The sequence below is a fragment of the Pseudoxanthomonas sp. LARHCG66 genome (genome assembly GCF_052871755.1).
Genome location: NZ_JBIXJW010000002.1, coordinates 252,721 through 266,312 on the forward strand (window position 1 = coordinate 252,721; position 13,592 = coordinate 266,312).

General features: G+C 68.0%; 11 protein-coding genes. 4 read left to right on the top strand and 7 right to left on the bottom strand.

The genetic code is table 11. From position 1 onward, the window contains the following. The first annotated feature begins 55 nt into the window (after window positions 1-55). The 4 genes from ACIPRS_RS08035 (at window position 56) to ACIPRS_RS08050 (ending at window position 3,051) form a co-directional block, all read left to right on the top strand. Window positions 56-331 carry a hypothetical protein gene (locus tag ACIPRS_RS08035; RefSeq protein WP_337731540.1) on the top strand — a complete coding sequence of 92 codons (276 nt, stop codon included), beginning with the start codon at window positions 56-58 and terminating at the stop codon, window positions 329-331. A gap of 64 nt (window positions 332-395) precedes the next feature. Next, window positions 396-1,103 (top strand): fumarylacetoacetate hydrolase family protein, encoded by a 708-nt coding sequence (locus ACIPRS_RS08040; protein WP_446538170.1) that lies wholly within the window; start codon window positions 396-398, stop codon window positions 1,101-1,103. 64 nt (window positions 1,104-1,167) lie between these two features. Beyond that, entirely contained in the window at window positions 1,168-1,569 is a 402-nt protein-coding gene (mscL, locus tag ACIPRS_RS08045; protein WP_337731542.1) for a large-conductance mechanosensitive channel protein MscL, read from the top strand. A 93-nt stretch (window positions 1,570-1,662) separates the two neighbouring features. Beyond that, the gene (locus tag ACIPRS_RS08050) at window positions 1,663-3,051 is read left to right on the top strand and encodes a M28 family peptidase (RefSeq protein ID WP_446538171.1); all 1,389 of its coding nucleotides are present in this window, start codon (window positions 1,663-1,665) and stop codon (window positions 3,049-3,051) included. An 82-nt stretch (window positions 3,052-3,133) separates the two neighbouring features. Here ACIPRS_RS08050 and ACIPRS_RS08055 read toward each other — a convergent pair whose 3' ends face one another. The 7 genes from ACIPRS_RS08055 to cysD all read right to left on the bottom strand — a co-directional run bounded on the left by ACIPRS_RS08055 (window position 3,134) and on the right by cysD (window position 13,532). Continuing rightward, window positions 3,134-4,009, bottom strand: coding sequence for a TrmH family RNA methyltransferase (locus tag ACIPRS_RS08055; RefSeq protein WP_446538172.1), 876 nt, complete (start codon window positions 4,007-4,009; stop codon window positions 3,134-3,136). Between the two features lies 1 nt (window position 4,010). Then, window positions 4,011-5,510 carry an alanine/glycine:cation symporter family protein gene (locus ACIPRS_RS08060; RefSeq protein ID WP_337731545.1) on the bottom strand — a complete coding sequence of 500 codons (1,500 nt, stop codon included), beginning with the start codon at window positions 5,508-5,510 and terminating at the stop codon, window positions 4,011-4,013. 112 nt (window positions 5,511-5,622) lie between these two features. Further along, window positions 5,623-6,171 (bottom strand): GNAT family N-acetyltransferase, encoded by a 549-nt coding sequence (locus ACIPRS_RS08065; protein WP_446538173.1) that lies wholly within the window; start codon window positions 6,169-6,171, stop codon window positions 5,623-5,625. Next, window positions 6,164-9,298 carry an efflux RND transporter permease subunit gene (locus ACIPRS_RS08070; RefSeq protein ID WP_446538174.1) on the bottom strand — a complete coding sequence of 1,045 codons (3,135 nt, stop codon included), beginning with the start codon at window positions 9,296-9,298 and terminating at the stop codon, window positions 6,164-6,166. The genes ACIPRS_RS08065 and ACIPRS_RS08070 overlap by 8 nt, the downstream gene beginning before the upstream one ends. Window positions 9,299-9,302: 4 nt before the next feature. After that, the gene (locus ACIPRS_RS08075) at window positions 9,303-10,409 is read right to left on the bottom strand and encodes an efflux RND transporter periplasmic adaptor subunit (RefSeq protein ID WP_446538175.1); all 1,107 of its coding nucleotides are present in this window, start codon (window positions 10,407-10,409) and stop codon (window positions 9,303-9,305) included. A gap of 164 nt (window positions 10,410-10,573) precedes the next feature. Continuing rightward, window positions 10,574-12,448: a sulfate adenylyltransferase subunit CysN gene (gene cysN / locus ACIPRS_RS08080; RefSeq protein ID WP_446538176.1), complete on the bottom strand. Its 1,875-nt coding sequence runs from the start codon at window positions 12,446-12,448 to the stop codon at window positions 10,574-10,576. A gap of 172 nt (window positions 12,449-12,620) precedes the next feature. Next, window positions 12,621-13,532: a sulfate adenylyltransferase subunit CysD gene (cysD, locus tag ACIPRS_RS08085; RefSeq protein ID WP_446538177.1), complete on the bottom strand. Its 912-nt coding sequence runs from the start codon at window positions 13,530-13,532 to the stop codon at window positions 12,621-12,623. Window positions 13,533-13,592 lie beyond the last annotated feature (60 nt).

Below are 13,592 nucleotides of genomic sequence, written 5' to 3' on the forward strand. Positions count from 1 at the left end.
GTCATCCGATACTGCGCGTACCGGCTCCGGCCGCATTCTGTCACGACGCAACGCCATGTACGCACGCCATTTCCAGTTCAATGCCTTCCGCCACGTGTTCGCTCCGCGCAAGCCGCGCCATCCGCTGCTGCGGGTCGGCCTGGGCCTGCTGGGTGTACTGCTGCTCGGTGTGCTGGTGTTCTTCAGCGTGTTCGTCGGTGCCGCGATGATCGCCGGCGGCCTGGCTTACAAGCTCCTGCGCCAGCGGGGCAAGCCCAGCGCGCGCGATGCGCGGGTGGTCGACGCGGAGTACCACGTGGTCCGCAAGCCGGTGCTGCCCCTCTCGCATTGAGCATCTTGGCGGGGCGAGCGCGTTCCCGCCTAAACTCTGCGGCCACATTCCCCGGGTGGCCGACATGACCGACATCATCCCTGCTCCGCCTGTTCCGCGCGTTCCGGTGCGCGGTGGCGGCACGTTCCCGGTGCGCCGCATCTTCTGCGTGGGCCGCAACTTCGCCGAGCACGCGCGCGAGATGGGCGCGACCGCACCCGCTTCGAAGGCCGAGCGCGGCAGCCCCGTGTTCTTCCACAAGCCGGGCGACGCGATCGTCACCGGGAATGCGGATGTTCCCTACCCGCCGGGCACGCGCGATCTGCACCACGAGGTGGAACTGGTCGTCGCACTGGGCACCGACGCACCACCCGGACCGCTCTCCCCCGGGGCCGCGAAGGCGCTGGTGATCGCCTACGGCGTCGGCCTGGACCTGACCCGTCGCGACCTGCAGGGCGCGGCCAAGGCCAAGGGCCTGCCCTGGGATACCGGCAAAGGCTTCGATCATTCCGCACCGGTCAGCGAACTGGTTCCAGCGGCGGATGTCGGGGTGCTGGAAGACCGCACGCTGACCCTGCGGGTGAACGGCGACATGCGCCAGCATGGCGCGCTGCACGACCTCATCTGGGACGTGGCCGACATCCTGCACGAGTTGTCCACGCTTTACGCACTGAAGGCGGGCGACCTGGTCTTCATGGGCACGCCCGCAGGCGTGGCTGCGCTGGTGCCGGGCGACACGTTCACCGCCACCCTCGACGGCGTGGTCGAGTTGCGCGGCCGTATTGCCGGCTGATCGACGGTGCGTGCGATATAGTCGGCGCCGACGCCGCAGAGGCGCCGACTGACGAGGACATGGGATGGGCATGATCAGCGAGTTCAAGGAGTTCGTATCGCGCGGCAACGTGGTCGACCTGGCCGTCGGCGTGGTCATCGGTGCCGCGTTCGGCAAGATCGTCAGCAGCCTGGTGGATGGCATCGTGATGCCGTTGGTGGGCCTGACGATGGGCGGTGTGAAATTCAGCGACCTGGCGGTGACCCTGCGCGCGGCGCAGGTGGATGCGGCGGGCAAGGAGATCGTGCCGGCGCTGCTGTTGAAGTATGGCGCTTTCCTGCAGACCGCCATCGACTTCCTGATCATCGCGTTCGTGATCTTCCTGTTCCTGAAAGCCTACAACCGCGTGCGTGCACCCGCGCCGGAAGCCGCCACGCCCGAGGACATCGTGCTGCTGCGCGAGATCCGGGACGCACTGAAGAAATAACGGCACGCGGCGTTCCGGATCGGCAACGCCGTCGACGGAAACACGGGGCCACGGGCTGGTAAGCTCGTGGCCTTCGTTTTTCCGGGACCCTCCATGCGTCTTGCTCCGCTGCTGCTTGCCCTGGCCGTCACCGCGCCCGCCTTCGCCGCCTCCCGCGAAACCCGCATCCCCGACACCGCACTGGCCACTGCCGCGCAACTGCGCGAGCAGGCCCTCACGGACCGCACCGGCTGGAACGTCGTCGAATCACTGACGACCGAAGTGGGCCCGCGCCTGGCCGGCAGCGAGGCCGACGCGAAGGCGGTCGCGTGGGCACAGGCGAAGTTCAAGGCACTGGGTTTCGACAAGGTTTGGATCGAACCGGTGACGTTTCCCAAGTGGGTGCGCCGCAGCGAAAGCGCGGCCGTGCTCGGCACGCACGCGCAACCGCTGACGATCACCGCGCTGGGCGGCAGCCCCGCGGGCAAGGTGGACGCGGAGATCGTGCGCTTCGCCGACCTGGCCGCACTGGAAGCGGCGCCGGCGGGCTCGCTGGCCGGCAAGATCGCCTTCGTCGACTATCCGATGAAGGCCGCGCGTGACGGCAGCGACTACCGCAACGGCGGCGCGATCCGCTCGAAAGGACCCTCGGCGGCGATCCGCAAGGGCGCCATCGCGTTCCTGATGCGCTCGGCCGGCACCGACAACCACCGCGTCGCGCATACCGGCATCACGCGCTTCGACGAGGGCCTGACGCCGGTACCGTCCGCGTCGCTGACCATCCCCGATGCCGACCAGTTGGCGCGTCTGCTGCAGCGCGGCCCGGTGCGCGTGTCGCTCGCACTGGATTGCGGCTGGGACGGCGAGTACACCTCGCACAATGTCATCGGCGAGATCACCGGGCGCAGCTTGCCCAAGGAAGTGGTGGTGATCGGTGGCCACCTGGATTCGTGGGACCTGGGCACCGGCGCGATCGACGACGGCGCGGGCATCGGCATCACCATGGCGGCGGGGCATCTGATCGGCCAGCTCAAGCAGGCGCCGAAGCGCACCATCCGCGTAATCGCCTTCGCCAACGAAGAGCAGGGCCTCTACGGCGGCAAGGCCTACGCGGAGAAGTACCTGGCCGACATCACGCGCCACCAGATCGCCGCCGAAAGCGACTTCGGCGCGGGCCGCATCTACGCGTTCAATACCGGCGCGCCGGACCATGCGCGCAAGGCGACCGAACAGATCGCGCAGGCACTGGCGCCGCTGGGCATCGAGTACGCACCCGGCAAGGGCAGCGCAGGCCCGGACATCAGTCCATTCGCCGCAAAGGGCATGGCGTGGGCGTGGCTGGCGCAGGACGGCAGCGACTACTTCGACCTGCACCACAACGCCGACGACACGCTGGACAAGATCGACCCGGCGGCGCTGGCGCAGAATGTCGCGGCGTACACGGTGTTCGCGTACCTGGCGGCAGAAGCCGAGGGCGATTTCGGCAGCCAGCTGAAGGAGTAGACCTGCAGGAGGGGCTTCAGCCCCGACCCTCACTGCTGACTACCGAGATCGCAAAAAAACGAAGTCGGGGCTGAAGCCCCTCCTACAGTTTTGTCGACAGACGCTGCTTCCACTGCGCCAGGAACACCGCCGTCGCGGCGGCGACGTTGAGGCTCTCGACTGCACCGCTGCCGGGAATCGACAGGCGCAGGTCGCAGGCCTCGGCGAGGCGCGCATCCATGCCCTCGCCTTCCGCGCCCATCACGTAGATCAAGCGTCGCGGCAGTCTTGCCGCGAACAGGTCATCTCCCCCGCGCACGACAGTGGCGGCCAGCGCAAAGCCTGCGCCGCGCAATTGCGCCAGCGCATTCTCCGGGTTGCCCATCCGCACCAGCGGCACCTGTTCGGCGCCGCCCTCGGCCACACGCGCCGCCGCACCGGACAGCGCCAGCGTGGAGTCGCGCGGCAGCAGGATGCCGGCCACGCCGAAATGCGCGGCCGAGCGCAGGATGGCGCCGAAGTTGTGCGGATTGCCCACGCCGTCCAGCCACAGCGCTGCGGCCGGCTGTCCCTCGGGAAGCGCACGCAACCAGTCCGTCATCGGCGACGGCGCCAGTTTCAGCACGTCGGCCACCACGCCTTCGTGGTGCGTGCTGGCAGCCAGGCGATCCAGATCACCCTCCTCCACCACCCGGTAGCCGACACGGTGCTTGACGCACCATGCCAGCAGGGGTTTCAGCGCGGGGATGCGCGCTTCGAGGAGATACAGCTTGCGGATGGCGTCGGGGCGCCGCGCGAACACCGCCTGCACGGCATTCAGACCGTACAGGCGCAGTTCCTCGCGTGAAGCGTCCGCAGGACGTTCGCCGCCGGAGGCTTGGACGCGGGGTGGACGCTCATCCTGCGCCCTTGGCGGACGCCGGCGATCCGGCGGATTGCCGGGCGGACGCGGCGGACGGGTGTTCCAGGGATTGCTCACGTCAGGCCTGCTTCTTCCAGAAGTGCGCGTTGCGGATGCCGAGCGCTTCCGGATCGAAGGTCGGGTCCAGCCCCTGCTTCTTCTGCCGCTCGTAGTCGCGCAACGCGATCAGGGCCGGCTTCTGCAGGATCAGGATGGCGATGACGTTCAACCATGCCATCAGGCCCACGCCGATATCACCCAGCGTCCACGCCATCGCGGCGTTGTGGTACGCGCCGAACACGACCATGCCCACGATGCCCAGGCGCAGCAGCAGCGTCGCCAGCGGGTGGGTTTTCTTCACGCCGGCCAGGTAGGTCAGGTTGGTCTCGGCCATGTAGTAATAGGCCATGATCGTGGTGAAGGCGAAGAAGAACAGCGCCAGCGCCACGAAGCCTGCCCCCCAGCCCGGCAGCACCGATTCCACCGCCGCCTGGGTGAACTGCGCACCTTCCGATGGCTGCAGGCCGGGAACGCCGGAGAAGATCTCGACCAGCGTGTCCTTGCCGTTCTCGCTGACCGTCTTGAACGTGTTGTACATGCCCGTCGACAGCAACAGGAACGCCGTCGAGGTGCACACCAGCATGGTGTCGAAGTAGATCGCGAACGCCTGCACGTAACCCTGCTTGGCGGGGTGCGAGACTTCGGCGGCCGCGGCGGCGTGCGGGCCGGTGCCCTGGCCGGCTTCGTTGGCGTAGATGCCGCGCTTCACGCCCCAGGCGATGGCCTGGCCGATGATCGCGCCGAAGGCCGCATGCGCGCCGAACGCGCTGGAGAAGATGTCGGCGAACATCGCCGGCACCTTGCCGGCGTTGGCGATCATCACGATCACCGCCATCAGGATGAAGGCCAGCGCCATGAACGGCACCACGACCTCGGCGAAGGTCGCGATGCGCTTGATGCCGCCGAAGATGATGACCGCTAGTACGGCCGCCACGCCCAGCCCGATCCAGAGTTTCAGCGCGCCGGTGCCGCCCACGGCGGCGCAGTCGCCCATGCCGCACAGCACGTTGGTGGCGCTGTCGGCGATCGCGTTGGCCTGCACGCCCGGCAGCAGCAGGCCGGTGGCGATGACCGTGGCCACGGCGAAGGTCACCGCATACCACTTCAGCCCCATCGCCTTCTCGATGTAGTACGCCGGGCCGCCGCGATAACGCCCTTCGCCGTCCTTCTCCTTGTAGATCTGCGCCAGGGTGCACTCGATGTACGAGGTCGACGCGCCCAGGAAGCCCATCACCCACATCCAGAACACCGCGCCCGGGCCGCCATAGGCGATCGCCGTGGCGACGCCGGCGATGTTGCCGATGCCCATGCGTCCGGCCATCGAGATCGCCAGCGCCTGGAACGAAGACACGCCGGCGTCCGACTTCTGGCCCGTCACCGTCAGGCGGCACATCTCGGCGAAACCGCGCACCTGCATGACGCGGGTGCGGATGGTGAACCACAGGCCGGCACCCAGGCACAGCGCGATCAGCGCATTGCTCCAGATGATGCCGTTCAACCAGGCAAAAAAGGCTTCCACGGGGATGGGTCTCCGGTCGTTGATGCAGGGATGCGGGAAAGCGGCGGGCGAGCGCTGCCAAGTCCCTGAAAGATACCCGTAACCTGCGCCGCTGCGCAGTCCCCACGTGGATTCAGGGCCAGATCCGGCCCAGGAGCCGCAGGTCGTGCAGCCCGTCGGGCTTGCGCACGGCCGCACGGCGCACGCCTTCCTGCTGGAAGCCGTTCTTCTCCAGCACCCGTGCCGAGGCGGGATTAACGTCCAGCACGTTGGCCTCGATCCGATGCAGATCGAGCGCAGGCACCGCCCATTTCAGGTAGGCCGCGACGATACGGGTCATGTGCCCGTGCCCCCAATGGCGGCGTCCCAGCCAGTAACCCAGTTCCGCCGCATGGGCCTTCTCGCCGTGGCGCGGGCGCACGCCGATGCCGCCGCAGGCCTCGCCGTCGATTTCTATCGCGAGCACGGGATGATCGAGGTCGACCACGCGACCGGCGAGGAAGGCTTCGCCATCCGCGCGCGTATAGGGATGCGGGAAGCGGTCGCTCAACCCGCGCGGTACAAGCGGGTCATCCGCATGCCGCACCAGGGCGTCCAGGTCATCATGCTGCCAGGCACGCAGCACGAACCCCTCGCCCTCCAGCCGGACGCCGGCGAACGGACGTCCGCCGGACTCAGCCATGGCCGCCCACGGAAGGGGTTTCCGCTTCCAGTTTGCCCAGCTCGTGCGCGACGGCTTCGGGCGAGCGCGTGTACGGCGCCAGCAGCGCATAGAACGCAGGCACCACGTACAACGACAGCAGCGTGGAGAAGGTCACGCCGAAGATCACCACGACGCCGATGGTCGCCCGGCTGGCCGAACCCGGGCCGCCGGCGAGCACCAGCGGCACTGCGCCCATCACCGTGGCCACCGACGTCATCAGGATGGGACGCAGGCGCACGCGCGCCGATTCGGCGATGGCGCGCGCCACATCCGCCCCGTCATCGCGCAGCTGGTTGGCGAACTCGACGATCAGGATGCCGTTCTTCGCCGCCAGGCCGATCAGCATCACGATGCCGATCTGGCTGAAGAGATTCAGCGTGCCGCCGGTGACCCACAGGCCGATCAGCGCGCCCAGCACCGCCAGCGGCACGGTCAGCATGATGATCAGCGGGTGGATGAAGCTCTCGAACTGCGCTGCCAGCACCAAGTAGACGATCAGCAGCGCCAGCGTGAAGGTCAGCAGGATCGCGCCACCGGCTTCCTGGTACTCGCGCGACTCGCCCTTCCAGTCGATCTGCGCATAGTCCGGCAACTCCTCGGCCACCGTCTGCCGCGTCCATTCCAGCGCCTCGCCCATCGTGTAGCCGGGCGCGAGGCCGGCGCTGATGGTGATCGCCCGCAGGCGGTTGAAGCGGTTGAACGTGCCCGGTTCGGCGATCTCGCTCAGCGTCACCAGGTTGGACAGCGGGATCAGCGCGCCGTCGCTGCCGCGCACGTAGGTCTGCGCCAGATCCTCGGTGTTGGCGCGCTTGTCGCGGCCGGCCTGCAGCATGACGTCGTACTCCTCGCCGTTGTCCACGTACGTGGTCACCTGGCGCGAGCCCATCATCGTTTCCAGCGTGCGGCCGATCTCCTGCACCGACACCCCGAGGTCGGCGGCGCGGTCGCGGTCGATGTTCACCCGCATCTGCGGCCGCGTTTCCTTGTAGTCGGAATCCGGGTCCTGGATGCCCGGGTTGGATTCCATCCGTTGCAGGATGCGGTCGCGCCACTGCGCCAGCTCGACGTAGTCGGGGCCACCCAGCACCAGCTGGTAGCGCTGGCCACGGCTGCCGACCAGGCCGCCGGCCACGTTGGCGCGCGCCTGCACGCCCGGCAGCTTGGACAGCTCGGCGCGCAGGCCGTTGACGACGTCGTCCGTGGTGGCCTCGCGCTCGTGCCAGTCCTGCAGGAACACGATCACCTGGCCGGTATGCATGTCCTCGCTGCCGCCGAAGCCGCGCGGCACGCGCGAGTTGGCGCGTTCGATCGGCTTGTCGCCGCCCACCTGGCCCATCACGATGCGCTCGACCTGCTGCATCTGGTTGACCATGTAGTCGAAGCCCGCGCCTTCCGGACCATCGACCATGACGAAGAAGCGGCCGCGATCTTCCGCAGGCGCCAGTTCACTCGGCACGCGCAGGCCGAGCACGACGATGGCGATGCCGCACAGCGCCATGGCCGCCAGCACCAGGCCGAGGATGCGCTTGCCGGTCAGGCCGACCAGGCGCTCCACGTGCCGGCCGTAGCCATCGCTGACGCGGGTCAGCGTGCGGTTGGTCCACGCGTTGAGGCCGCGCGGCTCGGTATGCGGCCGCACCAGCTTGGACGACATCATCGGCGTCAGCGTCAGTGCGACGAAGGCCGAGATCGCCACCGCCGCCGCCAGCGCCACGGACAACTCGCGGAACAGGCGCCCGGTGTTGCCCTCCATGAAGCCGACGGGCAGGAACACCGCCACCAGCACCGCCGTGGTCGCGATCACCGCGAAGGCCACCTGGGCAGTGCCGCGGCGCGCGGCCACCAGCGCCGGTTCGCCCAGATCGGCGCGGCGCTGCACGTTCTCCAGCACCACGATGGCGTCGTCCACCACCAGGCCGATGCAGAGCACCAGCGCGAGCAGGGTCAGCAGGTTGATCGAGAAGCCGAAGGCATAGAGCGCGATGAAGGCGGAAATCAGGCAGACGGGCACGGTCACTGCGGGGATCAGCGCCGCGCGCAGGCTGCCGAGGAACAGCCAGATCACCAGGAACACCAGCACCATCGCCTCGCCCAGCGTCCAGTAGACGCGTTCGATCGAGGCCTCGATGAACGTGGTGCTGTCGAAGGCGACGAAGATGTCGGTGCCTTCCGGCAGCGTCTGCTGGATGATCTCGGCCTCGGCGCGCGCCGCGCGCGCCACGTCGAGCGCGTTCGCGGTGGACGTGCGCACGATGCCCAGGCCGACGTTCGGCACCGCGTTGCTGCGCAGGTAGGAGCGACGCTCTTCGGCACCCAGTTCCACCTTGGCCACGTCGCCCAGCCGCACCACGTAACCGTCGGCGCCCTTGCGCAGCGGCAACTGGGCGAACTGCTCCGGCCGCTGGTACCCGCGCTCGACGCGCAGGGTGAAGTCGCGCGTGGCCGATTCGATGCGGCCGGCCGGCAACTCGATGTTCTGCGCGCGCAGCGCGGTCTCGACATCGCCGGTGGTCACGCCGCGCGCCGCCATCGCCTCGCGGTCCAGCCAGATCCGCATCGCATAGCGCTGACCGCCGCCGAGCTGCACGCGCGCCACGCCATCCAGCGCGGACAGGCGGTCCAGCACGTAACGGTCGGCGTAGTCGGTCAGCTCCATCGTGTCCATCACGGTGGAACGCATGTTCAACCAGATGATGACGTCGGCGTCGGCCTCGACCTTGGAGATCTGCGGCGGATCGGCTTCGTCCGGCAGGCGGTTCATCACGCGGCTGACACGGTCGCGCACATCGTTGGCGGCAGCCTCGATGTCGCGGCTGAGGTTGAACTCGATGGTGACGTCGGCGCGGCCGTTGCGGCTGCTCGACTGGATGGTCTTGATGCCCTCGATGCCCGACAGACCGTCCTCGAGGATCTGGGTGATGCGTGTTTCGACCACCGCCGCCGATGCGCCCGGATAGTTCACCTCCACCGACACGATGGGCGGGTCGATGTTGGGCAGTTCGCGCAGGGTCAGCCGCAGGAACGACATCACGCCCAGCACGACCAGCAGCAGGCTGACCACCACCGCGAAGACGGGGCGCTTGATCGACAGATCGGAGAGCTTCATGCGCTCAGCCCTGGCCGTCGGCGGCGGGGGCGTCCTGCTTGGGCGCCGCCGCCGGGGCGGCATCGGCCACCTTCACGCCCGGACGCAGCTTGCCGGTGCCGTCGATGACGATGCGGTCGCCGGCGGCAATGCCCTTCACGATCTCGACCTGACCGTCACGCCGCACGCCTGCGGTCACCGCCGCCTGCTCGACGCTGCCATCCGGCTTGACCCGGTAGACGAACGAATCGCGGCCCACCTGCACCACCGCGATCTCGGGAATCACCAGCGCCTGCCGCTCGGGACGGAACAGGCGTACGTCCAGCAGCATGCCCGGACGCAGCTTGCGCTCGGCATTCGGGAACACCGCACGCACGGTTACGGCACGCGTGGTCGCGTCGATGCGCGCTTCGATGGTCTCCACCTCGCCCTCGAACGACTCGCCCGGATACGCGGCAGCAGTCGCGGTCACCGTGTTGCCGGCCTCGACGGACGCCAGCGCGGCCTCCGGCACCTGGAAGTCCACGTACATGCGCGAGATGTCATCCAGCGTGGCGATGGTGCTGTTGGCGGTGATCAGCGAACCGGGACTGACCTGGCGGATGCCCAGGACCCCGGCGAACGGCGCGCGCACGCTGCGGTCACCGATGTCGGCGCGCGCCTGGCGCACGCGCGCGGCGGCGGCATCGCGCAGCGCGAGCTGGGTATCCAGTTGCGAACGGGCGATCAGCTGCTGGTCGGCGAGTTCCTTCTGTCGGCGGTAGAGACGTTCGGCCTCCGCGTAGGTCGCCTCCGCCTGCACCAGCGTGGCCTGCGCGGCGTCGCCCTTCAGCGTGACCAGGGTCTGGCCAGCCTTGACCTGCTGGCCGCTTTCGAAATGCACGTCCTGCACGATCTCGCTGACCTTCGCGGTCAGGGTGACGGACTCGCGTGCCTTCGCCGTGCCCAGCGCCTGCAGGGTGTCGTTCCATGCGGCCTGCCGGACGACCTGGGTGGTGACCGGGATGGGCCGCTCGCCCGCGCCGCCAGTGCCGTTGCCCTTCGCCTGCGCACCCTTGTCACCGCCACAGGCGGCAAGCAGCAAGAGGGGCAGCGCGACCAGCAGGGCGCGGGGGGCGAATCGGTTGAGCATGGAACTTCCCGTAATTTCCGTTATTCACGCAGTCTACCGGCCGTACGTGAAACACGCTGCAGCGGATGCGGCGGTTCGTGCGGGAAACGCGCCAGAAGGCATGTGGTGCACATGCCAAACCATGACCTATGACCCTTGCCGGCTGCGGCGAGGTCGGCCCGGCGTTACTCCAGGCCCAGCTTCGCCAGCACCTGGAGCGCCAGGGTCTGGGGGTCCTGTTCGCCCGCGTGCAGATGCACATCGGGGTGCTCGGGGGTTTCATACGGCGAATCGATGCCGGTGAAATTCGGGATCAACCCCGCGCGGGCCTTGCGATACAGGCCCTTCACATCGCGCGCCTCGGCGAGATCGAGGGGCACGTCGACGAAGACCTCGATGAACTCACCGTCGGCGAACCGGTCGCGCGCCATCCGCCGCTCCGCACGGAAGGGCGAAATGAAGCTGACCAGCACGATCAGGCCGGCGTCGGTCATCAGCTTCGCCACCTCGGCCACGCGACGGATGTTCTCCACGCGATCCTCGTCGGTGAAGCCGAGGTCGCGGTTCAGCCCATGGCGCACGTTGTCGCCATCCAGCAGGAAGCTGTGGTAGCCCAGTGCATGCAGGCGCTTGTCGACCAGGTTGGCGATGGTGGATTTGCCCGCGCCGGAAAGGCCGGTGAACCACAGGACCTTCGGCACCTGCCCCTTCTGGCGCGCACGCGCGGCCTTGTCGACATCGACATGCTGCCAGTGCACGTTGCCGGCGCGGCGCAGCGCGAAGTCCAGCGTACCCGCGGCGGCCGTGCCGTTGTCGTAACGGTCGATCAGGATGAAGCTGCCCAGCGCGCGATTGCGCGCGTAGGTATCGAAAGCGACCGGTTCATCCAGGCTGAGGTTGCAGTAGCCGACCTCGTTGAGCTCCAGCCGCTTGGCGGCCAGGTGCTCCTGGGTGTTCACGTCGATGCGGTGCTTGATCTCCGTCACCGTGGCCGACACCGTGCGCGCACCGATCTTCAGCCAGTAGGGCCGGCCCGGCAGCAGCGGCGCGTCGGACATCCACAGCAGGTGCGCGGCGAACTGGTCGGCGACCTCGGGCGGATCGCCGGCGGCGGCGATCACGTCGCCGCGGCTGATGTCGATCTCGTCCGCCAGGGTCAACGTCACGGCCTGGCCGGCGTGCGCCGTGGCGACTTCGCCATCCGGGCCAAGTACCTGCTCGATGCGTGAACGGCGCGCGGACGGCAGCACCACCACCTCGTCGCCCGGCTTCACCTCGCCCGCCGCGATCGTGCCTGCATAGCCGCGGAAATTCTGGTGCGGGCGGTTGACCCATTGCACCGGCAGGCGCAGGCCCGCGCCGGTATCGTGCGCGTCGACCTGCACGCTTTCCAGGTGTTCCAGCAAGGCGGGGCCGGTGTACCACGGCGTGCGCACGGAACGCGTGGACAGGTTGTCGCCTTCCAGCGCCGACAGCGGGATGCAGGTGATCGATGCAATGCCGAGCCGCTGCGCGAGCGCGCGGTAATCCGCGGCGATGCGTTCGAACACGGCCTGGTCGAAGTCCACCAGGTCCATCTTGTTCACCGCCAGCACCACGTGGCGGATGCCGAGCAGTGAGACGATATAGCTGTGCCGGTGTGTCTGCGTCAGCAGGCCCTTGCGCGCATCTACCAGCACCACGGCCAGGTCCGCGGTGGATGCGCCGGTGGCCATGTTGCGCGTGTACTGCTCATGCCCGGGGCAGTCGGCGACGATGAACTTGCGCTTGTCCGTATCGAAGTAGCGGTAGGCCACGTCGATGGTGATGCCCTGCTCGCGTTCGGCGGCCAGGCCGTCCAGCAGCAGCGCGTAGTCGATGCGCTCGCCCTGGGTGCCGTGCTTGCGGCTGTCCTTTTCCAGCGCGGCCAGCTGGTCGTCGAACAGGCGCTTGCTGTCGTACAGCAGGCGGCCGATCAGCGTGCTCTTGCCATCGTCCACGCTGCCGCAGGTGATGAAGCGCAACAGCGGCTTGGATTCGTGCTGTTTCAGGTAGGTGGCGATGTCGCCTGCAGTATTCATGCAGCGGCCACCGACATCATCTTCATGCGCGTCAACTCCAGACCGGTATCGTCATCCCAGCGAACGCTGGGATCCATCTTGATCTTGCAGGGAGCCCAGGCAAGCGTCATTGATCGCGCGAACACCAACTTGGATCCCAGCGTTCGCTGGGACGACGGCGGAGGGATGCTCATCAGAAATAGCCCTCCAGCTTCTTCTTCTCCATCGATGCACCCGGGTCCTGGTCGATCACCCGGCCCTGGCGCTCGGAACTGGTAGTCACCAGCATCTCGGCGATGATCTTCTCCAGCGAATCGGCGTCGGAGTCGATGGCACCGGTCAGCGGGTAGCAACCCAGGGTGCGGAAGCGTACGCGGCGCTGCTGCGGCACTTCGCCGTCGCGCAGCGGCAGGCGCTCGTCATCCACCAGGATCAGCGCGCCGTCGCGCTCCACCACCGGACGTTCGGCGGCGAAGTACAGCGGCACCACCGGAATGTTCTCGCGGTAGATGTAGAGCCAGATGTCCAGTTCGGTCCAGTTGGACAGAGGGAACACGCGCACGCTCTCGCCCTTGTGGATGCGCGCGTTGTACAGGTTCCACAGTTCGGGGCGCTGGTTCTTCGGGTCCCAGCGGTGCTTGTCGTTGCGGAAGGAGAACACGCGTTCCTTGGCGCGCGACTTCTCCTCGTCGCGGCGGGCACCGCCTATTGCGGCATCGAAGGCGTACTGGTCCAGCGCCTGCTTCAGGCCCTGGGTCTTCATCACGTCGGTGTGCACGGTGGCACCGTGGCTGATCGGCCCGATGTCCTGGGCAATCCCGTCCGGATTGATGTGTACCCGCAGATCCACGCCGGTCTCCGCGGCGCGCTGGTCGCGGAAGGCGATCATCTCGCGGAACTTCCAGCGGGTGTCCACATGCAGCAGCGGGATGGGCGGCCGGGCCGGGGCGAACGCCTTCAGCAACAGGTGCAGCAGCACCGAACTGTCCTTGCCCACCGAGTACAGCAGCACCGGATTGCGGAATTCGGCAGCGACCTCGCGGAGGATGTGGATGCTTTCCGCTTCCAGGCGGTCGAGATGGGAGAGGCGGGGTACGGCGGTCATCGAGGCAGGCAAAGGGGGCGGAGGACCCGGACACGCTAGCCTAGCAGGGCGTTGGTGCCG